The following is an 18918-nucleotide window of genomic DNA, read 5'->3' as shown; positions in this document are numbered from 1 at the left end:
CCGCTGCGCTGGCTCGTCCACCATCGCCCGTTCACCGCTCGGGGATGAGGCCCCGGGGGCTGAACCGCAGCACCAGAAGCAGGACCAGCCCCATCGTGAAGAGCCGCATGTAGGCGGCCGAGTCGATCAGGTGCGCCCGCAGCCACGAGCCTTCGGCCATGCCCGACGTGATCATCTGCATCAGTCCGAGGCCCAGTGGCTCGACCATGATCCAGAGCCACCAGATCAGGAACCCGCCCAGCACCGCGCCCCAGTTGTTGCCCGACCCGCCGACGATCACCATGACCCAGATGAGGAAGGTGAAGCGAAGCGGCTGGTAGGTGCCGGGGACGAGCTGGCTGTCGAGCGTCGTCATCATCGCGCCCGCAAGCCCGCAGACGGCGGAGCCGAGGATGAAGATCTGCAGGTGCCGGGCCTTCACGTCCTTGCCCATGGCCTCGGCCGCCGTCTCGTTGTCGCGGATCGCGCGCATCATCCGGCCCCAGGGCGAATTCAGTGCCTTCTCCGACAGCCAGATCAGACCGAGAAGCACGACCAGGAACAGCGCGGCGTAGGACAGTTTCACCGTGATCGAGGAGAAGGTGACGGGGTCGACGCCCATCCTGTCGGCAAGGCCCAGGAAACTCTCGGATCGTTGCAGATCGACTTCGTAGGGAACCGGGCGGGGCACGCCCGTCACGTTTTTCACGCCCCGTGCGAGCCAGTCCTCGTTCTTGAGGATCGCGATGATGATCTCGGAAATCCCCAGCGTCGCGATGGCGAGGTAGTCCGAGCGCAGCCCCAGCGCGGTCTTGCCGATGATCCAGGCCGCGCCGGCCGCAAGCAGGCCGCCGACGGGCCACGCCAGGATGACGGGCAGGCCGAGGCCACCGAGGTAGCCCGTGGAGGCGGGGTTGACCGCCTCGATGGCGGACACGCCCCCGTCGAACACCTCGCGGTAGATGAAGAAGCCGCCGACCAGGATCGCGATCATCACAAGCACCCTGAGCCGTCCCTTCGGCAGACGCGACCACGCGAGGATCGCGGCGACGATGGTCGCGGCCCCGAGGACGAGGCCGAGCAGCACGCGGATACCGCCAGCGGCCCAGGCCTCCTCCACGGGCGGCATGGACACCAGCACGGCGGCGAGACCGCCAAGCGCGACGAAGCCCATGATGCCGACATTGAAAAGGCCCGCGTAGCCCCACTGCATGTTCACGCCGAGCGCCATGATGGCGGACACGAGACCCATGTTGAAGATCGTCAGCGCCGTGTTCCACGACTGCGCGAAGCCCGTGCCGATGAAGAGAAGGGCGACGAGCGCGAAAAGGGCGATGGCCCGCATGTCGACTTGCCGCGTCATACCGATTTGCCTTTCATGATCCCGGTCGGGCGGAACAGGAGAACGATCAGCAGGATGCCGAAGCTGACCGCGAACTTGTAGTCGGTCGACAGCAGCTGAAGGAGGCCCTCGGGCTCCCAGTCGCCGGGTGCCAGGTAGCCAACCACCTTGCGGAACGCATAGGTGACCCCGACCTCCGAGAAGGCGATGAGAAAGCCGCCGAGGATCGCGCCCACCGGGTTGCCCAGGCCGCCGACGATGGCCGCCGCGAAGATCGGCAGCAGAAGCTGGAAGTAGGTGAAGGGCTTGAAGCTCTTGTCGAGGCCGTAAAGGACGCCCGCCGTGGTGGCCAGCGCCGCAACGATGAGCCAGGTTATCATCACCACGCGCTCGGGATTGATGCCCGACAACAGCGCGAGGTCCTCGTTGTCGGAAAAGGCCCGCATCGCCTTGCCGGTGCGCGTCCGGTTGAGGAACCAGAACAGCAGGATCACCGCGATCAGCACCACGACGATGGTGATGCCTTGTGTGGTGCGGAACGCCAGTCCCTCCTCGAGTCCGGTCATGTCGCGGAAGGTGCGCGCCGAGATGATGAACCGTTCGCCGTCGGTAAAGCGCTGGTCATCCACACCGATGATGAAACGGACGATGCCGTTGAGGATGAACATGACCCCGATTGAGGCGATCACGAAGATGATCGGCTTGGCCTTCTGCTGCCGGTAGAAGCGGTAGACCAGCCTGTCCGTCCCGAGCACGAGCAGGCCCGTGGCGAGAATCCCGAAGGGCAGGGCGAGCAGCGCCGTGGGCAGGGGACCGAGCGTGATGCCCGCCGCCTGCAGGCCCCAGGTCACGAGGATCGTCACCATCGCCCCGAAGGCCATCGTGTCGCCGTGGGCGAAGTTCGAGAAACGCAGGATTCCGTAGATCAGCGTGACGCCGAGCGCGCCGAGCGCCAGCTGCGCGCCATAGGCCGTCGCCGGGATGATGACGAAATTCATGAGCGCCACGATGGCGTTGAGAAAATCCATGCTCAGCGCAGCTCCTCGCAGGTTCCGAAATAGGTGACGGCCGCCGCGGCGCCGTCGAAGATGTGGACCGACATCAGCGCGGTCAGGTCCGCCTCGATCGTCAGGAGCTCGGCCAGCCCCGAGGCCCCCGCGCTTGCATAGGTGGCGGGCAGTTCGTCCGGCCCGGTCAGCCGCGCGATCCGGCTGTCGCCGGTGACGGTGGACAGGAACAGCTCGCCCGCGTGGTCGGCGGCGATAACCTCTGCCTCGAAGGCGCTTTCGCCGCAGGCCTCGCCCGCCACGCACTCCACCGTGAAGGTGCAGGCCCAGGGCTCCGCGGCCGCGGGCAGGGCGAGAAGCGCGAGGAAGGGGACAAGGCGCATCATGCCGTCACGCACCGGCCGACGAAGGTCGCCACGGCAAGGCGCGCCCCGGATTGGGCGACGTGCCGGGTCAGCGCCCCTTCGCCGTCGTCCGACAGGGTGAAGAGAAGCGTCTCTTCGCCCGCGGCGAAGACCAGCGACAGGGGATCCTCCGTCACGGGAACGCCCGCGACCTCGACCCCGTCGACCTCGATCCAGTGGGTTCCCTCGGAATAGCCGATCTCGAAGGGGATGCCCTCGTGCGGCTCGCATTCGATCTCGGGTGCGCAGACCAGCGTGAAGGCGCAGGCGATGGCCTGGGCCGAAGCCGGCAGGGGCAGGGCGAGGACCGCCAGGGATATGAGGGCCGCGCCCCTCATCCGCCGAGAAAGCTCCGCCGCACCTCGGGGTCGGCAAGCAGGTCCTTGCCCGTCCCGGTATGCGCGTTGCGTCCCTGCACCAGCACGTATCCCCGGTCGGCGATCTCGAGCGCCTGGCGGGCGTTCTGCTCGACCATCAGGATTGGGATGCCGGTGCGGGAGACCTCGATGATCCGGTCGAACAGTTCGTCCATCACGATGGGCGAGACGCCGGCGGTCGGTTCGTCGAGCATAAGGACCTTTGGCTTGGTCATCAGCGCGCGGCCAACGGCGACCTGCTGTCGCTGCCCGCCGGACAATTCACCCGCCGCCTGCCGCCGCTTGTCCTTGAGGATCGGGAACAGGGTATAGACCTGCTCCATCGTCCCGCGGAAATCGTCGGTCCGGGTATAGGCGCCCATCTCGAGGTTCTCCTCGACGGTGAGCGAGGGAAAGATGTTGGAGGTCTGCGGCACGAAGCCCATGCCCTTCAGCACGCGGTCCTGCGGCGAGAGGTCCGTTATGTCCTCGCCGTCGAGCCGGACCGAGCCCTTGCGCACGTTCAGCATGCCGAAGACGGCCTTCATGGCGGTGGATTTGCCCGCGCCGTTGGGCCCCACAATGACAGCGATCTCGCCGGGGTTCACGGCGATGGTGCAGTCGTGCAGGATGTCCGGCCCCTGGCCGTAGCCGCCCGACATCGTGTCCCCGATGAGATAGGCATCGGAGGTATTGACCCGCTCGCCGGTGCCGGGCGACGGCATGAGCGTCCCGCTGCCTTCGCGCGTGATCGAGCGGTCCTTGTTGCCGCGGTCGTCCTGGTAGGGGTTGCCCGTGCTCACGCGCCCGTCTCCTGGAGCTTGTCCTTGTTCTTCAGGCCCGTACCCAGGTAGGCCTCGATCACCTGTTCGTTGGCCTTGATCTCGGCGATCGTGCCCTCCGCCAGAACGCGCCCCTCGGCCATGACGATGACCGGGTCGCAGAGCCGCCCGATGAAATCCATGTCGTGCTCGATCATGCAGAAGGTGTAGCCGCGGTCCTGGTTCAGCCGGATGATCGCGTCGCCGATGGTGTTCAGCAGCGTCCGGTTCACGCCCGCGCCGACCTCGTCGAGGAAGACGATCTTGGCGTCGACCATCATCGTGCGCCCGAGCTCCAGCAGTTTCTTCTGCCCGCCCGAGACCATGCCGGCGGGGTGGTCGGCCAGATGCTCGATGGTCAGGAACTCCAGCACCTCGTCGGCCTTGGCGCGCAGCGCGCGTTCCTCGTCGGCGATGCGGCGGCGACCGAACCATGTGTTCCACAGGCTTTCGCCGGACTGGCCGGCGGGCACCATCATCAGGTTCTCGCGGCAGGACATCGATGAAAACTCGTGCGCGATCTGGAAGGTCCGCAACAGGCCCTTGGAGAACAGTTCGTGCGGCGTAAGCCCGGTGATGTCTTCGCCGTCCATGATGACGGTGCCGGAAGTCGGTGGAAGAACGCCCGCGATCACGTTGAAAAGGGTCGTTTTTCCCGCACCGTTGGGCCCGACGAGCCCGGTGATCGAGCCCGTCTCGATCCGGAGCGACGCCCCGTCGACGGCATGGAAACCGCCGAAGTGCTTGTGGATGTCGCGAACCTCGATCATGCAAATCCCCCGCAAACGAAGCAGCCCGGGCGCGATGCCGGGCTGCCCCAGTGGTTCAAGAGAGTGCCGCGATCAGCGGAAGTTGACCGTTTGGATCGCGCCGTCGATGACCTCGATCTCACGATAGGCACCGGCCGACTCGCCGCCGCCAATCAGCTCGACGGCCGTTGCGCCGATGTAGTCGACATCCGTGCCTGCCGCGATCAGTTCGAGTGCACGACCGAGTTCACCCGGCAGGATCGGTTCGCCCGGTGCGTTCGCGACGTCCATGATGTGCCCGGCATAGTCGCCCGGGCTGGTCGAGCCTGCGGCCTGCATGGCCATCAGGATGAGCGCCGCGGCATCGTAGGCCTCGGCCGAGAACGCCGACGTGCCGTCAAAGCCCGCCGCCTCCGCGAGGCCGAAATAGATCTCCGCACCCTCGCTATCGGTGCCGGGGAACTGGCCGAAAGAGCCGTTGATGTCGGTCCCGAAGGCATCGGTGATGGCATTGCCGACCATGCCGTCCGGCAGAACGAAGGTGTCGAAGGCGCCGGTATCGAGCGCGGCGCGGATGATGCCGGGGCCGCCCTGGTCGATGTAACCGGCCACGACCAGCACCTGGCCGCCGGCTGCCGCAAGCGCGCCGACTTCGGCCGAGTAGTCGGCCCGGCCGTCTTCATGTGCGGCCACGAGCGTCACGGTGCCGCCCATTTCCTCGAAGGCGGCGACGAAGCTGTCTGCGAGGCCCTGACCGTAGTCGTTGTTGGTGTAGGTCACGGCAACCGTATCGAACCCGCGATCCATGATGTTCTGTGCCATCACGACACCCTGCCGGGCATCCGACGGCGCGGTCCGGAAGAACAGGCCGTTGTCTTCCATGGTCGACAGCGCGGGGCTGGTGGCCGAGGGCGAGATCATGACCATGCCGTTCGGGACGGCGACGTTGGTCAGCGCGGCGATCGTGGCGCCCGAGCAAAGGGCACCGACGATGCCATTGACGCCTTCCGCCGTGATCAGACGCTCGGCTGCCGCGACGGAGGCCGATGCATCGACGCAGGTCGAGTCCGCGCGCGAGGGGTTCACGGCCATGCCACCGAGAAGCTGACCGCTTTCGGTCACTTCCGCCATCGCCAGTTCGGCGCCGTTCGCCATGCCCGGCGCGAGAGATTCCGCGGGGCCGGTGAAGCCAAGCATCACGCCGAGCGTTACAGCATTGCCGTGGGCGTCAGCAAAAGCCGCCCCCGTCAGCGCGACCGTGGCCGCGGAAGCCATCAGGATATTCTTCATCAATTAACTCCCTGTATTGGGCTGGTACGCCCGTTTGTGGCGCGGACATTATCCGCGCCCGTCACCCGTGAAAAGACCTTCTCGCCTTTATGCAAATCAACGATGGAAGCCATAGGAAGATCCGCGTCCCGGCGCCGATCCCGCCATGCAGGACCGTTGGGACGGCCAGGCCTGCCAGCGCCCCCGTTCCGTCCTTGCGTTTCGCCTCCAGAAACGGCTTCGGCGTCTGGCGCGTTCAGGGTGCCGTCGTGCCAAACAGCCTCAGCCGCGAGACGCCACCATCGGGGAAGATGTTGAAGCGAACATGCGTGACGGGCCCGAGGCGGATCAATTCGCTCCGGTAGGCGTGTTCGGCGTCGGGGCCGAGTTTCTGCTGCGGCAGAAGCTCTTTCCAGAACATGGAATCGGTGATGAGCGCGTCCGTCAGTCCGTCGCCGAAATTGCGCAGGTCTGCCGCCTGGATCGAGGCAGTGTCGGGGTAGTTGCCCTTGAAGTGTGCGGTATCGATCACCGCCTTCTCCACCTCGCCGCGCGCGCCGAGCGCGATGATCATCCAGTCATAGCCCGGCTCGCGCCGGCGCCGCGTTTCCCAGCCGTCACCCATGTTGACGCCTCGTCCGGGCGCGAGAAGGCGATTGTAGTCGCCGTAATGGGCGTCGGAGAACCCAAGGATGCGCCCGCCGTTGAGCGCGGCGACGAGGTCGATCTCGCCCTTGGAATTGGCTTCGTCGAGTTCCGGCACGCCGTAGACGCGAAGCCGCGCGATACCGCCGTCGGGGTAGATGTTGACCCGCAGGTGCGTCCAGCTTTCGTAGCTGTCGCAGGGGAAGTAATGGTGCGACGAGGGCCCGAGCGGCTTGTGGCGCAGGATCGTGACCCAGTTCGTGTCCTCGGGCGGTTCGTCCCCCCGGAAGGAACAGGCCTCGATCCGCACGGCCGGCGCATAGTTGCCGGTGAAATGCGTGGTGTCGGCATCGAAGCCGATGATCCGGCCCGCGCCTGCCAGCTTGATGATCGCGCTGTCATGGCCCCCGTCGCGGCGGCGCTGCGTCTCCCAGCCGTCCATCCATTTCCCGTGGTCGTCGAACTTGCCCTCGATGAAGACGGGGTCGTGATCGTGCAGCATCCGGTCGAGCGGCGCGAAGAATTGGTTCGTGGCCCAGATCGCCCGCGCACCAAGGCCGGCCGAGGCGAGGTTGATGCCCGTACGGGCAAAAAGCGGGATATCGGGGTTCAGGCTCTCGATGCTTGTCATGGCGTTCGCGGTCCGGAGAAGGCAGGCCGCACGGCACGAGGCCGGTTCTGCGGGCCGGTGCGTGCGATGCCTGCGAATGCAGCAGATGGCGAGCGAATACGCGGCTTCGCGGGGCGAGAGCAAGGGGGCAGGGGCGTCACGGGTTGCGGAGACCCATGGAAATGTCCGAAATGGCGGCAAAAGACCGGAAAACGGGCGCCTTGCCCGGCGAGGGACCTTCCATGGACACCACCATCCTGTTGCACTGGGCCGAGTTCGCGGTTCGCTGGCTGCATGTCATCACCGCGATCTCCTGGATCGGGTCGAGCTTCTACTTCATCGCGCTCGACCTTGGCCTCAGGCGCGAGCCCCGGCCTGCCAGCGGCGCGGATGGCGAGGAATGGCAGGTCCACGGCGGCGGCTTTTACCATATCCAGAAGTACATGGTCGCCCCCGAGGCGATGCCGGAGCACCTGACCTGGTTCAAGTGGGAGAGCTACGCGACATGGCTCTCGGGCGCGGCGCTCCTGATCCTGCTCTACTGGGTCGGCGCGGAACTCTTCCTCATCGACTGGACGGTGATGGAGCTTGCGCCGTGGCAGGCGATCGTCATCTCGGCGCTGTCCCTCACGCTGGGTTGGGTGGCCTACGACCTTCTGTGCAAGTCGCGGCTGGGCGAGAACCCCACGCTTCTGATGCTGCTCCTCTTCGGGATCATCGTGGTTCTGGCCTGGGGCTACACGCAGGTCTTCTCGGGGCGCGCCGCGCTTCTGCACCTCGGCGCGCTGACGGCCACAATCATGACGGCGAACGTCGCCATGATCATTATCCCCAACCAGAAGATCGTCGTGGCCGACCTGAAGGCGGGCCGCACGCCCGACCCGAAATACGGCAAGATCGCCAAGCTGCGCTCGACCCACAACAACTACCTCACGCTGCCCGTGATCTTCCTGATGCTGTCCAATCACTATCCGCTGGCCTTTGCGTCCGAGTGGAACTGGCTGATCGCGTCGCTCGTCTTCCTGATGGGCGTCACGATCCGGCATTTCTTCAACACGATGCATGCGCGCGGCGGCTACCTGTGGTGGACCTGGGGCGCGACGGCCGCGATCTTCGCCGTGATCGTCTGGCTTTCGGTCCTGCCGCTCATGTCCGACGACCCGGTCGAGGAGGCAGCCCTCAGCCCCGCGCAGGCGGCCTTCGCGGCGCATCCCGATTTCGCGGACGTGGCCGACATCATCTATTCCCGCTGCTCCATGTGCCACGCCGAGGAGGTCTACTGGCCCGGCATCCCCGTCGCCCCTCGCGGCGTGATGCTCGATACCGACAGCCGCATTGCGAGGCAGGCGCGGTCCATCTACCTTCAGGCGGGCGTCAGCCACGCCATGCCGCCGAACAACCTGTCCATGATCGACGACGCCGAACGCGCGGCGATCCGGGCCTGGTATCGGGGGGTGACGGGCGGCGCGCTCTGACGGCGCTCTGGAGGGATCATGACCGCACCGCGCAACGACTTGAAGGCGGCCCTGGCCGCGGGCCGCGTGACGCGCGGCATCTGGATGAACCTCGGCTCGGAGATCACCGCCGAGATGGCGGGGCGCGCGGGCTTCGACTGGGCGCTGGCGGACGGCGAGCACGGGCCATGGGACCCGGTCGGCGCCCGCAGGCAACTGATCGCGCTTGAAGGGACCGGAACCGCCCCCGTCCTGCGGCTGCCCTGGGCGGAGGACTGGATCATCAAGCAGGCGCTGGACCTCGGCGCGCAGACGCTCATGGTGCCGATGATCGACACCGCGGCGGAAGCCGAGGCCGTGGTCCGCGCCTGCCGCTATCCGCCCGAGGGCCACCGCGGTATGGGGGCCGCCGTCGCCCGCGCCGCAGCATACGGGGCCATCGGCGATTATGCGGCGACGGCCGCGGCCGAAACCTGCATCATCGTCCAGGCCGAAAGCGGGGTGGCGATGGAAAACCTCGCCGAGATCGCGGCCGTCGACGGCGTCGATTGCGTGTTCATCGGCCCCGCGGACCTTGGCGCCGACCTCGGCTATCGCGACGATCTCGATGCCGACGCGCTCTGGGACATCGTGTGCGCCGGCCTGTCGGGCATCCGCGACGCGGGCAAGGCGGCGGGCGTCATCGCCTTCTCCGCCGAGCGGCGGGCGCAGAGCCTTGCCGCCGGGGCCACCTTCCTCGGTGTCGGGTCAGACGCCATGATGCTGCAAGAGGCGCTCGCCGCCGCCGCGCAGGGGGATCCCGAGGCATGATCCGTCTCGCCCACGGCGATGCGGTGGTCGAGATCGACCCCGCCGTCGGGAATATCCCGCTCTGGCGCGTCGGCGGGCGCGTCCCGCTCCATTCCGCCCCGTGGCGCGACGAGGCGGAGGTGCAGGCGGACGAGAGCCTGCCGCTGGTCAACCGGCGGCTTGCGGGCGATTTCCTGTGCATGCCCTTTGGGGCCGACGACGTGGAGGACGGCCCGATCCATGGGCTTCCGGCCAACACGCCCTGGGAGACGGTGGCGCAGGACGTGTCCCAGGCCACACTGCGCCTTTTGGCCACCCCGCGCGGCGCCACGGTGACGAAGAAGGTGCAGCTTGTCGGCCCGGTCCTTCTCCAGACACACGTGATCGAGGGCGGCGCGGGCGAGGTGACGCTCGCCCATCACCCGATGGCGCGGATGGCCGAGGGAGGACGCCTGTCCTTCTCGCCCAAGCGTGCCGCGCTGACCGATCCGAACCCGCAATACGAGGGCCACAATCTCTGGGCCCTCAACCAGTTGCGGGGCGATCTTCACCTTGACCGCGAGGATGGCGGGCAGTGGGACCTGCGCGACTACCCCGCCGGCCACGCGGTCGAGGATTTCGCCATTCTGGTCGAGGCCCGCGATGCAAGGCTCGGCTGGACGGTCCTGATGCGCAATGCCGAGGACGACATGCTCGTGGTCCTGAAGGATCCGCGCGTCCTGCCGGTGACGATGCTGTGGATCTCCAACGGGGGGCGCGACTTTTCCCCGTGGAACGGGCGGCACAGGGGGGTGATCGGAATCGAGGACGGCTGCGCGGCCGGGGGCGTCGGCCTCAAGGCTGCGATGGCCGAGAACCGTGTCAGCGCCTTCGGCGTACCGACGACGCTGGACCTCGGTCCGCGCCACGTGATCCGCCACGCCATGGTCAGCCTGCCGCGACCGCCGGGCTGGTCCGAGGTCGTCTCGGTCGCGCTGGCCGATGACACCCTGACCCTGACCGAGCGGGGCGGCGCGACGGTCTCCGTGCCCTTCCCGGCGGAGCATTTCGCGTGATCCTCGTCGATGCCGACGCCTGCCCGGTGAAGGACCAGATCTACGCCGCCGCGTATCGCCACAAGATCCCCGTGCGCCTGTTCGCGGCGGGCTACCTTCGCCACCCGGAGCATCCGCTGATCTCCATGACGGTGGCGGGCGATGCCTTCGACGCCGCCGACGATCTCATCGCCGAGGCTGCGGCGCCCGGCACGCTTGTCGTTACCGCCGACATTCCCCTTGCCGCCCGGGCGATCGAGGCCGGTGCGGTCGTCCTGACGCCGCGGGGCGAGAGCCTCGACGCGCGCAACATCGGCGGGAAGCTTGCCACGCGCGACCTGATGGCCGACCTGCGGGGCGGGCTCGAGGGGCAGGGGCTCGGCGGCCCGCGCCCCTTCTCCAAGGCCGACCGCAGCGCCTTTGCCGGCGCCATCGAAACTGCGCTCCGTCGCCTCTAGGGTGTTTCCAACGCGCGGTGCTTGCGATATGGCGTTCTCCTTCGCCTCACCGGATCCAAGCCCCATGAGCTTCACCCTCGCCATCGTCGGACGGCCCAATGTCGGCAAGTCCACGCTTTTCAACCGTCTCGTCGGGCGCAAGCTCGCGCTTGTCGACGACCAGCCAGGCGTCACGCGAGACCTGCGCGAGGGGCAGGCGCGGCTCGGGCCGCTCAACTTCACGGTGGTCGATACCGCGGGGCTCGAGGATGCCACGGACGACAGCCTGCAGGGGCGCATGCGGCGGCTGACGGAACGCGCCGTGTCGATGGCCGATGCCAGCCTTTTCCTGATCGATGCGCGCGCGGGCCTGACCGCGAACGACCGCGTCTTCGCCGAGATCCTGCGCCGTTCGGGCCGCCCCGTGATCCTTGCCGCCAACAAGGCCGAGGGACGCGCCGCCGATGCCGGCCTGATCGAGGCGTGGGAGCTTGGCCTCGGCGAGCCCCTCGCGCTTTCGGCGGAACACGGCGAAGGGATGGGGGAGCTTGCCGCCATACTCGCCCCCCTGATCGAGGAGACGGAGGCCCGCGCCCCGGAGCCCGACGAGCCCGAGACCGATGTCGATGTCTCCGACGACACCGAGGACGAAGGCCCGCGCCCGATCACCGTCGACCGGCCGCTTCGGATCGCCGTCATCGGACGGCCCAACGCCGGCAAGTCCACCCTCATCAACCGCATCCTCGGCGAGGAGCGCCTGCTGACCGGCCCCGAGGCCGGGATCACCCGCGACGCCATTGCAGTGCCCGTCACATGGGACGGCACGCCGATGCGCATCTTCGACACCGCCGGCATGCGCAAGCGTGCCAAGGTGCAGGAAAAGCTTGAGAAACTGTCGGTCGCCGACGGCCTGCGCGCGGTCAAGTTCGCCGAGGTCGTCGTCGTCCTTCTCGACGCGGCGATCCCGTTCGAGACCCAGGATCTGCGGATCGCCGACCTGGCCGAGCGCGAGGGCAGGGCGGTCGTCGTGGCGGTCAACAAGTGGGATCTCGAAGACGAGAAGCAGGAAAAGCTGAAGGCGCTGCGCGACGGGTTCGAGACGCTGCTGCCGCAGCTGAAGGGCGCACCGCTCGTCACGGTCTCGGCGATCACCGGCAAGGGCATAGACCGGCTCCACGCCGCGATCATCAAGGCTCACGAGACCTGGAATCGCCGGGTCACCACGGCGCAGCTCAACCGCTGGCTCGCCGCGATGACCGAGGCGCATCCTCCGCCCGCCCCGGGAGGCCGCCGGATCAAGCTGCGCTACATGACCCAGGCCAAGACGCGGCCGCCGGGCTTCGTCGTCATGTGCTCGCATCCCGACAAGGTTCCCGCCAGCTACACGCGCTACCTCGTGAACGGGCTGCGCGCGGATTTCGACATGCCGGGCACGCCGATCCGGCTCTGGATGCGGTCACAGGCCGACCAGAACCCCTACAAGGACCGGAAGAAGTCGACGCCCTCGCGGCTGTCGAAACACGTGCGGAAGGGCGCGACGAAGAAGGGATAGGGATGGCCGGATCGACGCGGCGGAACCTTCTGCGGATCGGGGCGGTCCTGGGCGCCGCGGCGCTGGTGATGGCGCGACCCTGGTCGGCCTTTCGCACACCCGAAATCGCGTTTGCGGACATGCCCCGGATGCCGCCGCTCCGCCGTCTGGTGGCCGAAGGCGCGGCGTCGGGCGGCCTTGCGGGTGGCGCGCTTCTCGCGGGCCTCGACACGGTATTCCCGCCGGGGGACGAAGCGACGGCCGCGCGCCTCGCCGCCGACCCCTGCGCCGCGCTCGGCCTGCCATGGGCCGGAGACGGCCCGGTTCCCGTGACCTATTTCACCGACATCCGCTGCCCCAGTTGCCGGGCGCTCGAAGCGACCCTTTCGGCAATGACCGACGAGGACCCCGGCGCGATGGCGCTTCGCACCCGCGAGTTCCCGGTTTTCGGACCCCGCTCCGAGGCGGCGGCCCGGGTCATCCTTGCCGCCGGGCGACAGGGTGCCGCCGATGCGATGCGCGCGCATCTTCGGGTCCGCCCCGTTCCCGAGGATCGGACCGGCCTTGCCCGGCTGGCCGAAGGCCAGGGCCTCGACGTGGCGGATTTCCTGCGCGACTGGGACGGCCTGGCGGTGCAGGCACAACTGGTTGAGGACCGTGTGCTGGCGCGACTGCTCGGGCTTCCCGGCACGCCCGGCCTTGTCGTCGGCCGCACGATCGTGGTCGGCGCACAGCCGCGCGCGACGCTTGCGCGCCTCGTCGCGATCGAGCGTGAGCAGGGGCCTCCGGACGGGTGTTCCTGACCCGTGCCGCCCCCCCGGATTGCAGCGCAGGGCCGGCGCCGCGCGGCGTCAGTCCGCGCGCGCGCGCGCCCCGATCTCGGTCGCGGCCTCCGCCAGCATGGCCGACGCGCGACGGCGATAGCCGTCGAATGCTTGCCGCGCCTCCGCCCGCAACGCCTCCAGCCCGGACATGTCCGCCAGCAGGCGTTCCGCGAGCGGCACGAGCGCCCCGATCCGCGCCTCCTGCACCGTCCCGACCCGGCCGCCGAACATCTCGGCCAGCCCGAAGCTTCTTTCGGTGATGACCGGTGTCGCCGTGGAAAGCGAGCCGACGATCCGCGGGATCTCGAGGTGGTTCGAGGCCTGCATGTGGAGGTTCAGCGTCAGCCGCGAACGCGCCGTCAGATCCTCGAGATCCGCCCCGTCATGCGGGCTGAGGCGCAGTCCCGCCGCCTGCGCCGCCTCCAGCACCCGTTGCCGGCGGGGCGAGATCGCGCCCACGAAACAGAGGTCGAAGTCCCGTGCCGCCATGGGCAGGTCGGCCTCCTGCGAACCCTTGCTGCAGGGCAGGAACCCGAGGACAGGCTTGGCGAGCCGCCGCTGCAGCACGCGGGTCTGCGCCGGGTAGTAATCCAGCAGCACATCGGCCAGCGGCAATTTCTGCGCCATCAGCCGCCGTTTCCTTAGGATCAGGCGTGCGCCCCGCGGCGACAGAAGGAGCGGATTGCCGATGAAGGCCACGACGGAGAAATTCACGTAGACGTAGAACAGCCCCGGACGCCGCATGAATGGCGGAAGCCCTTCGCCGATCACGTAGACGATGGAGGGGGCGGGGATGCGGGCCTCGTCGAGCGTCGCCTCGACGGTCAACAGATGCGCGCCCCCGTGATGCCGGGCGAGTTCGTCGACGAGAAATTCGACGTTCCGCCGGATGAACGGCAGGGAACGGGCGTGAACCACGATGTGGCAGGACATGAGCGACCCTTGCGAGCGCCCCCGGGCCTGAGCCTAGACGTTTCTGCGTCGCGGCGTAAATGGGCGTGGCTCAAGAGGCCGGGCGAAAGCACGATTTCGGCGAAACCCCGCCGGGCCGAGTAACCGCCTGCTGCAAACGCAAACGCGAGGGGCGTGCCCCTCGCGCATGACAACGGCCTGTGTCCATGACTTCAGGCGTTCGCTTCGCGGATCTTGTCGGCGGCTTCCTTGTCGAAGGACACGCCCTTGTCCTCGAACAGCTGGTCGAGTTCGCCCGAGAGCGTCATCTCGGTCACGATATCGCAGCCGCCCACGAACTCGCCCTTGACGTAGAGCTGCGGGATCGTCGGCCAGTCGGAAAACTCCTTGATCCCCTGGCGGATACCCTCGTCGGCCAGCACGTTCACGTCCTGGAATTCGACGCCCATGTAATTCAGCACCCCGGCGACCCGGCTGGAGAAGCCGCATTGCGGCATCATCTTGGTGCCCTTCATGAACAGCACCACGTCGTTGTCGGTGACGGTTTTCCTGATGGTCTCTTCGGCGGTCATTTCTGCCGTTTCCTTTTCAATCCGGTGCCTTCGTCGTCAGGGCCAGCGCGTGCAACTCGCCCTGGCTGCCATCCATCTTGCCCTTCAGCGCGGCATAGACGGCGCGCTGTTGCTGCACCCGGTTCATGCCGCGAAAGCTCTCGTCGACGACCTGGGCGGCGAAATGGGCGCCGTCATCGCCTTCAACGGTGATCTTCGCGTCCGGAAAGCTCTCGCGGATCAGCTTCTCGATCTCGTGGGCGGTGATGGGCATGCGTCGGGTTCCTGACTTCTTCTCTCGGAAAATGTAGAGACGGCGCCGTCGTCGCGCAAGCCGCGCTCAACCGAAATGGGCGGCGAAAGCGCCCGACCAGACCTCGCGCAGCTCGTCGAGCGGGGCGGAGGAGGTGCCGAAGCGGATCGCATCGCCGCCGACCTTGCCCACCGTCGTGAGCGTGACACCCGCCTGGCCCGCCGCCACCATCAGCGCCTCCGCCTTGTCGAAGCTGGTGGAGATCAGGTAGCGCCCCTGATCCTCGCCGAACAGCGTCGCGGTGTCGGCCGCGTCGAGGGTCAGGCCCGTGCCCCCCACCACCGCCATCTCGAAGGCGGCGAGCGCGAGGCCCCCGTCGGACAGGTCGGTGCAGGCGTTGATCCACTGGCGGTTGGCGCGCACGAATTCCCCGTTTCGCCGCTCGACCTCGAGGTCGACGGGCGGCGCGTCGCCGTCCTCGCGGTTGAACACCTCCCACAGAAGCGCGGAGCATCCCAGATGCCCTTGCGTCTCGCCCACGAGCAGAAGGACATGCCCCTCGCGGATCGTGTCGCCGATCAGGTCGTCCAGCGTGTCGAGCAGGCCCACCGCACCGATGGTGGGCGTGGGCAGGATCGCCTGGCCGTCGGTCTCGTTGTAGAGGCTGACATTGCCGGAGACGATGGGCATGTCGAGCGCCTTGCACGCCGCGCCGATGCCTTTGATCGCGCCCACGAACTGCCCCATGATCTCGGGCTTCTCGGGGTTGCCGAAATTGAGGTTGTCGGTGGTGGCGAGCGGCCGCGCGCCCACGGAACAGAGGTTGCGGAAGGCCTCGGCCACCGCCTGCTTGCCGCCCTCGACCGGGTTCGCCTTCACGTAGCGCGGCGTCACGTCCGAGGTGAAGGCCAGCGCCTTCTGTGTGCCGTGCACGCGCACCACGCCCGCGCCGAGGCCCGGGGGCACCACGGTGTCGGCCATGACCATGTGGTCGTACTGGGTGTAGATCCACGCGCGGGAGCAATAATTGGGCGAGGTGACGAGCGCCCGCAGCGCATCGACCGGGTCGATCTCGGGGACGGGTTCCAGTTCCGGGGGCGCGGGCGTCTCGATCCAGGGCCGGTCGTATTCCGGCGCCTCGGAGGAAAGCTTGGACAGCGGGAGGTCCGCCTTCGTTTCGTTTCCGTGGACAATGATGAAACGGTCCTCGGGGATGGTCTCGCCCACGATCGCGAAGTCGAGATCCCATTTCTCGAAGACCGCGCGCGCCTCCTCCTCCTTCTCGGGGCGCAGCACCATCAGCATGCGCTCCTGGCTTTCGGACAGCATCATCTCGTAGGCGGTCATGCCGGTTTCGCGCTGCGGCACGTGGTCGAGGGTCAGCCGGATGCCGAGACGGCCCTTGTCGCCCATCTCGACCGCCGAACAGGTGAGGCCCGCGGCCCCCATGTCCTGGATCGAGATGACCGCGCCCGTTTCCATCAGCTCGAGGCAGGCCTCGAGCAGGCGCTTCTCGGTGAAGGGGTCGCCGACCTGAACCGTCGGGCGCTTTTCCTCGATCGTGTCGTCGAACTCGGCGCTGGCCATGGTGGCGCCGCCGACGCCGTCGCGGCCCGTCTTCGCGCCGAGATAGACCACGGGCATCCCGACACCCGAGGCGGCGGAATAGAATATCCGGTCCGCGTCCACGAGGCCGGCCGCGAAGGCGTTGACCAGGCAATTGCCGTTGTAGGCCGGGTGGAACCGCGTCTCGCCGCCGATCGTGGGCACGCCGAAGCAGTTGCCGTAGCCGCCGATCCCCTCCACGACGCCATGCACGAGAGCCCGGGTCTTGGGGTGGTCCTTTTCCCCGAAGCTCAGCGCGTTCATCGCAGCGACGGGCCGCGCGCCCATGGTGAAGACGTCGCGTAGGATGCCGCCGACGCCCGTGGCCGCGCCCTGGTGCGGCTCGATGTAGGAGGGGTGGTTGTGGCTTTCCATCTTGAAGACCACCGCCTGGCCGTCGCCGATGTCGACGATCCCCGCATTCTCGCCCGGCCCGCAGATCACCTGCGGCCCCTCGGTCGGCAGGGTGCGAAGCCATTTCTTCGAGGACTTGTAGGAACAGTGCTCGTTCCACATCGCCGAGAATATGCCCAGCTCGGTGAAGGTCGGCTCGCGTCCGATGATCTCCAGGATCCGGTCGTATTCGTCGGGCTTCAGGCCGTGGGCCGCGATGAGATCGGGCGTGATGGCTGGTTCGGTCATGTGGTCCCCTCAGGCTGGCCGTTTCTTAGGCGAAGCGCCGCGCGGTTGGAAGAGGTGCGGGCATGCTGCGCCGAAGTGTCAGGCCGGACCACGGGGCAGGGGACGGCGGAAGGTGATCGATGTCGGCCGGTCGTAGCCCGCATGCGCCGTCCGGCCGATCTCGACAAAGCCGAGGGCGGCGAAGGTGGCGTGGTTCTCGACCAGTTCGACCCGCGACTGGAGTTCCAGCGCATGGAGGTTCAGGTCGCGCGCCCGCGCGGCGGCGGCCTCGACCAATGCGCGGGCAAGCCCCTGGCCCCGATGGCTTTGCGTCACGGCCAGCTTGCCGATGTAGTAGGCGTCATCCGTGGGCGTGCCGAAAAGGCAGGCCACCGGGCGCCCGTCCTCTCGGACCACGAAAAGGTCTTCGGTGCGGGCCTTGTCCTCGACCCCGTCGACAGTGAGCCGCGTCATGGAGGAAGGGGGATCGATCCACGCGGCCATGTAGGCGAAGGCGTCCGACAAAAGCGCATGGAGCGGCGCGAACGCCGAGAAATCCGCCGGGTTTGTTTCGACCTGGGAAACCATCCGTCCGCCTGTTCAACCAAAAAAAAGGCCGAGACGAATCTCGGCCAAAGTCCAACAGGGAGGTAATGAAGCTGCGGTTGCCCGCGTTGCCTCATTGATGCTGAAATAGGCAGCAGCTTTTGAACGATCAAGGCAAAACCTGCCGCGCTGCCGCAATCCCGCTATTCCTGTGGCGCATAGCACACATCGAAAGGGATGGGTTTTCAGCCTTCCGGCGGGGGCAATCCCTCGGCCGCGGCCTCTTTCTGACGGCGGCGGTAGGCGATGACCTCCTCGGTCACGAAATCGCGGAAGACCTCGATGCGCTTGGACTGCCGCAGTTCCTCGGGATAGGCGAGGAAGACCGGCACCTCGCTCGATTCCACATCCGGCAGGACACGGACCAGTTCGGGGAAATCCTGGGTCAGGTAATCGGGCAGGACACCTATCCCGAGATCGTGGATGACGCCCTGCAGGACGCCGAAATAGTTGTTCACCGTCAGATGGCTCCCGATGTCGTAGCTCATCAGTTCCCGCACGAGGATCGCGCCCGCCGACACCTGCGCCGAGGTCGCGTTCTGGCTGATCAGGCGGTGGTCCCGCAGACCGTCCAGCGTATCGGGCGTGCCGCGCGCGGCGAGATACCGGGGCGAGGCGTAGAGGCGCATGTTGATCGACATGAGCCGCCGCCGGATGAGGTCGGCCTGGCTGGGTTCCTTCATGCGGATCGCCACGTCGGCCTCGCGCATGGGCAGGTCGAGCAGACGTTCCTCCAGCATCAGGTCGATCTTGAGGTCGGGGTATTTCTCGTAAAGCGCCGGCAGGCGCGGTGCCAGCCAGAGCGAGCCGAACCCGATCGTCGTGGTCACCCGCAATTCGCCGAAGACCTCCTCCTCCGAATCGCGGATGCGGGCCGCGGCGGCTTCGAGCCGTTTGGACATGTGCCGCGTCGCGTCGAAGAGAAGCTCGCCCTGTTCGGTCAGGATCAGGCCCCGCGCATGGCGGTGAAAGAGCGTGGTGTTCAGATTCTCTTCCAGCGACCGAATCTGCCGGCTGACGGCCGACTGGCTTAGATGCAGCGTGTCGCCGGCATGCGTGAGGCTGCCCGCGTCGGCGACGGCGTGGAAGATGCGCAGTTTGTCCCAGTCCAAGGCCTTG

20 protein-coding genes are annotated in these 18918 nt (G+C 67.4%); 6 read left to right on the top strand and 14 right to left on the bottom strand.

The features are described from left to right. Window positions 1-31 precede the first annotated feature (31 nt). The 8 genes from N8I71_RS03835 to alc form a co-directional block, all read right to left on the bottom strand. A complete protein-coding gene (locus N8I71_RS03835) occupies window positions 32-1342 on the bottom strand; it encodes a branched-chain amino acid ABC transporter permease (RefSeq protein WP_262876607.1) in 1311 nt (436 codons plus the stop codon). Beyond that, the gene (locus tag N8I71_RS03830) at window positions 1339-2349 is read right to left on the bottom strand and encodes a branched-chain amino acid ABC transporter permease (RefSeq protein WP_262876606.1); all 1011 of its coding nucleotides are present in this window, start codon (window positions 2347-2349) and stop codon (window positions 1339-1341) included. Before N8I71_RS03830 ends, N8I71_RS03835 begins: the two co-directional genes overlap by 4 nt. Before the next feature lie 2 nt (window positions 2350-2351). Beyond that, complete coding sequence (locus tag N8I71_RS03825; protein ID WP_262876605.1) at window positions 2352-2714, bottom strand: hypothetical protein; 363 nt, start codon at window positions 2712-2714, stop codon at window positions 2352-2354. Then, a complete protein-coding gene (locus tag N8I71_RS03820) occupies window positions 2711-3070 on the bottom strand; it encodes a hypothetical protein (protein WP_262876604.1) in 360 nt (119 codons plus the stop codon). The genes N8I71_RS03825 and N8I71_RS03820 overlap by 4 nt, the downstream gene beginning before the upstream one ends. Then, window positions 3067-3891 (bottom strand): ABC transporter ATP-binding protein, encoded by an 825-nt coding sequence (locus tag N8I71_RS03815; RefSeq protein ID WP_262876603.1) that lies wholly within the window; start codon window positions 3889-3891, stop codon window positions 3067-3069. The genes N8I71_RS03820 and N8I71_RS03815 overlap by 4 nt, the downstream gene beginning before the upstream one ends. Continuing rightward, entirely contained in the window at window positions 3888-4679 is a 792-nt protein-coding gene (locus N8I71_RS03810) for an ABC transporter ATP-binding protein (protein WP_262876602.1), read from the bottom strand. Before N8I71_RS03810 ends, N8I71_RS03815 begins: the two co-directional genes overlap by 4 nt. A gap of 72 nt (window positions 4680-4751) precedes the next feature. Then, window positions 4752-5948, bottom strand: coding sequence for an ABC transporter substrate-binding protein (locus tag N8I71_RS03805; protein WP_262876601.1), 1197 nt, complete (start codon window positions 5946-5948; stop codon window positions 4752-4754). 235 nt (window positions 5949-6183) lie between these two features. Beyond that, window positions 6184-7203: an allantoicase gene (gene alc, locus N8I71_RS03800; protein ID WP_262876600.1), complete on the bottom strand. Its 1020-nt coding sequence runs from the start codon at window positions 7201-7203 to the stop codon at window positions 6184-6186. A 221-nt stretch (window positions 7204-7424) separates the two neighbouring features. On the opposite strand from alc, the gene N8I71_RS03795 reads away from it, so the two are divergent. The 6 genes from N8I71_RS03795 (at window position 7425) to N8I71_RS03770 (ending at window position 13230) form a co-directional block, all read left to right on the top strand. Next, window positions 7425-8657 carry a urate hydroxylase PuuD gene (locus N8I71_RS03795; RefSeq protein ID WP_262876599.1) on the top strand — a complete coding sequence of 411 codons (1233 nt, stop codon included), beginning with the start codon at window positions 7425-7427 and terminating at the stop codon, window positions 8655-8657. Window positions 8658-8675: 18 nt separating this feature from the next. Beyond that, window positions 8676-9446 carry an HpcH/HpaI aldolase family protein gene (locus N8I71_RS03790; RefSeq protein WP_262876598.1) on the top strand — a complete coding sequence of 257 codons (771 nt, stop codon included), beginning with the start codon at window positions 8676-8678 and terminating at the stop codon, window positions 9444-9446. Beyond that, the gene (locus N8I71_RS03785; protein WP_262876597.1) at window positions 9443-10480 is read left to right on the top strand and encodes a hypothetical protein; all 1038 of its coding nucleotides are present in this window, start codon (window positions 9443-9445) and stop codon (window positions 10478-10480) included. Before N8I71_RS03790 ends, N8I71_RS03785 begins: the two co-directional genes overlap by 4 nt. Then, a complete protein-coding gene (locus N8I71_RS03780) occupies window positions 10477-10917 on the top strand; it encodes a YaiI/YqxD family protein (RefSeq protein WP_262876596.1) in 441 nt (146 codons plus the stop codon). Before N8I71_RS03785 ends, N8I71_RS03780 begins: the two co-directional genes overlap by 4 nt. 64 nt (window positions 10918-10981) lie before the next feature. Next, window positions 10982-12448 (top strand): ribosome biogenesis GTPase Der, encoded by a 1467-nt coding sequence (der, locus tag N8I71_RS03775; protein WP_262876595.1) that lies wholly within the window; start codon window positions 10982-10984, stop codon window positions 12446-12448. Between the two features lie 2 nt (window positions 12449-12450). After that, window positions 12451-13230 carry a DsbA family protein gene (locus N8I71_RS03770; RefSeq protein ID WP_262876594.1) on the top strand — a complete coding sequence of 260 codons (780 nt, stop codon included), beginning with the start codon at window positions 12451-12453 and terminating at the stop codon, window positions 13228-13230. A gap of 48 nt (window positions 13231-13278) precedes the next feature. Here N8I71_RS03770 and N8I71_RS03765 read toward each other — a convergent pair whose 3' ends face one another. From N8I71_RS03765 to N8I71_RS03740, 6 genes are all read right to left on the bottom strand, one after another. Then, window positions 13279-14184, bottom strand: a complete 906-nt coding sequence (locus N8I71_RS03765; RefSeq protein ID WP_262876593.1) for a CgeB family protein — start codon at window positions 14182-14184, stop codon at window positions 13279-13281. Between the two features lie 191 nt (window positions 14185-14375). Further along, complete coding sequence (gene grxD / locus N8I71_RS03760) at window positions 14376-14735, bottom strand: Grx4 family monothiol glutaredoxin (protein WP_262876592.1); 360 nt, start codon at window positions 14733-14735, stop codon at window positions 14376-14378. A 16-nt stretch (window positions 14736-14751) separates the two neighbouring features. After that, on the bottom strand, window positions 14752-14988 hold the full coding sequence (locus tag N8I71_RS03755; protein WP_262876591.1) for a BolA/IbaG family iron-sulfur metabolism protein: 237 nt from the start codon (window positions 14986-14988) through the stop codon (window positions 14752-14754). 66 nt (window positions 14989-15054) lie between these two features. Next, window positions 15055-17214 (bottom strand): phosphoribosylformylglycinamidine synthase subunit PurL, encoded by a 2160-nt coding sequence (gene purL, locus N8I71_RS03750; RefSeq protein WP_262876590.1) that lies wholly within the window; start codon window positions 17212-17214, stop codon window positions 15055-15057. 78 nt (window positions 17215-17292) lie between these two features. Further along, on the bottom strand, window positions 17293-17781 hold the full coding sequence (locus N8I71_RS03745) for a GNAT family N-acetyltransferase (RefSeq protein WP_262876589.1): 489 nt from the start codon (window positions 17779-17781) through the stop codon (window positions 17293-17295). A 203-nt stretch (window positions 17782-17984) separates the two neighbouring features. Continuing rightward, the gene (locus tag N8I71_RS03740) at window positions 17985-18911 is read right to left on the bottom strand and encodes a LysR family transcriptional regulator (RefSeq protein ID WP_262876588.1); all 927 of its coding nucleotides are present in this window, start codon (window positions 18909-18911) and stop codon (window positions 17985-17987) included. Between the last annotated feature and the right edge of the window lie 7 nt (window positions 18912-18918).

It is taken from the genome of Roseicyclus sediminis (assembly GCF_025515305.1).
Classification (GTDB): Bacteria; Pseudomonadota; Alphaproteobacteria; order Rhodobacterales; family Rhodobacteraceae; genus Roseibacterium; species Roseibacterium sediminis.
Note: the sequence above shows the minus strand (reverse complement) of the source record. Positions and strands in the feature narration are given on the sequence as shown.

Excerpts from the sequence above, each read along its gene's own strand:
- N8I71_RS03820 (WP_262876604.1), bottom strand. The coding sequence starts at position 3,070 with ATGAGGGGCGCGGCCCTCATATCCCTGGCGGTCCTCGCCCTGCCCCTG.
- der (WP_262876595.1), top strand. The coding sequence starts at position 10,982 with ATGAGCTTCACCCTCGCCATCGTCGGACGGCCCAATGTCGGCAAGTCC.
- N8I71_RS03805 (WP_262876601.1), bottom strand. The coding sequence starts at position 5,948 with ATGAAGAATATCCTGATGGCTTCCGCGGCCACGGTCGCGCTGACGGGG.
- N8I71_RS03785 (WP_262876597.1), top strand. The coding sequence starts at position 9,443 with ATGATCCGTCTCGCCCACGGCGATGCGGTGGTCGAGATCGACCCCGCC.
- N8I71_RS03825 (WP_262876605.1), bottom strand. The coding sequence starts at position 2,714 with ATGATGCGCCTTGTCCCCTTCCTCGCGCTTCTCGCCCTGCCCGCGGCC.
- N8I71_RS03765 (WP_262876593.1), bottom strand. The coding sequence starts at position 14,184 with ATGTCCTGCCACATCGTGGTTCACGCCCGTTCCCTGCCGTTCATCCGG.
- N8I71_RS03830 (WP_262876606.1), bottom strand. The coding sequence starts at position 2,349 with ATGGATTTTCTCAACGCCATCGTGGCGCTCATGAATTTCGTCATCATC.
- purL (WP_262876590.1), bottom strand. The coding sequence starts at position 17,214 with ATGACCGAACCAGCCATCACGCCCGATCTCATCGCGGCCCACGGCCTG.
- N8I71_RS03810 (WP_262876602.1), bottom strand. The coding sequence starts at position 4,679 with ATGATCGAGGTTCGCGACATCCACAAGCACTTCGGCGGTTTCCATGCC.
- N8I71_RS03770 (WP_262876594.1), top strand. The coding sequence starts at position 12,451 with ATGGCCGGATCGACGCGGCGGAACCTTCTGCGGATCGGGGCGGTCCTG.
- grxD (WP_262876592.1), bottom strand. The coding sequence starts at position 14,735 with ATGACCGCCGAAGAGACCATCAGGAAAACCGTCACCGACAACGACGTG.
- N8I71_RS03755 (WP_262876591.1), bottom strand. The coding sequence starts at position 14,988 with ATGCCCATCACCGCCCACGAGATCGAGAAGCTGATCCGCGAGAGCTTT.
- alc (WP_262876600.1), bottom strand. The coding sequence starts at position 7,203 with ATGACAAGCATCGAGAGCCTGAACCCCGATATCCCGCTTTTTGCCCGT.
- N8I71_RS03835 (WP_262876607.1), bottom strand. The coding sequence starts at position 1,342 with ATGACGCGGCAAGTCGACATGCGGGCCATCGCCCTTTTCGCGCTCGTC.
- N8I71_RS03745 (WP_262876589.1), bottom strand. The coding sequence starts at position 17,781 with ATGGTTTCCCAGGTCGAAACAAACCCGGCGGATTTCTCGGCGTTCGCG.
- N8I71_RS03795 (WP_262876599.1), top strand. The coding sequence starts at position 7,425 with ATGGACACCACCATCCTGTTGCACTGGGCCGAGTTCGCGGTTCGCTGG.
- N8I71_RS03790 (WP_262876598.1), top strand. The coding sequence starts at position 8,676 with ATGACCGCACCGCGCAACGACTTGAAGGCGGCCCTGGCCGCGGGCCGC.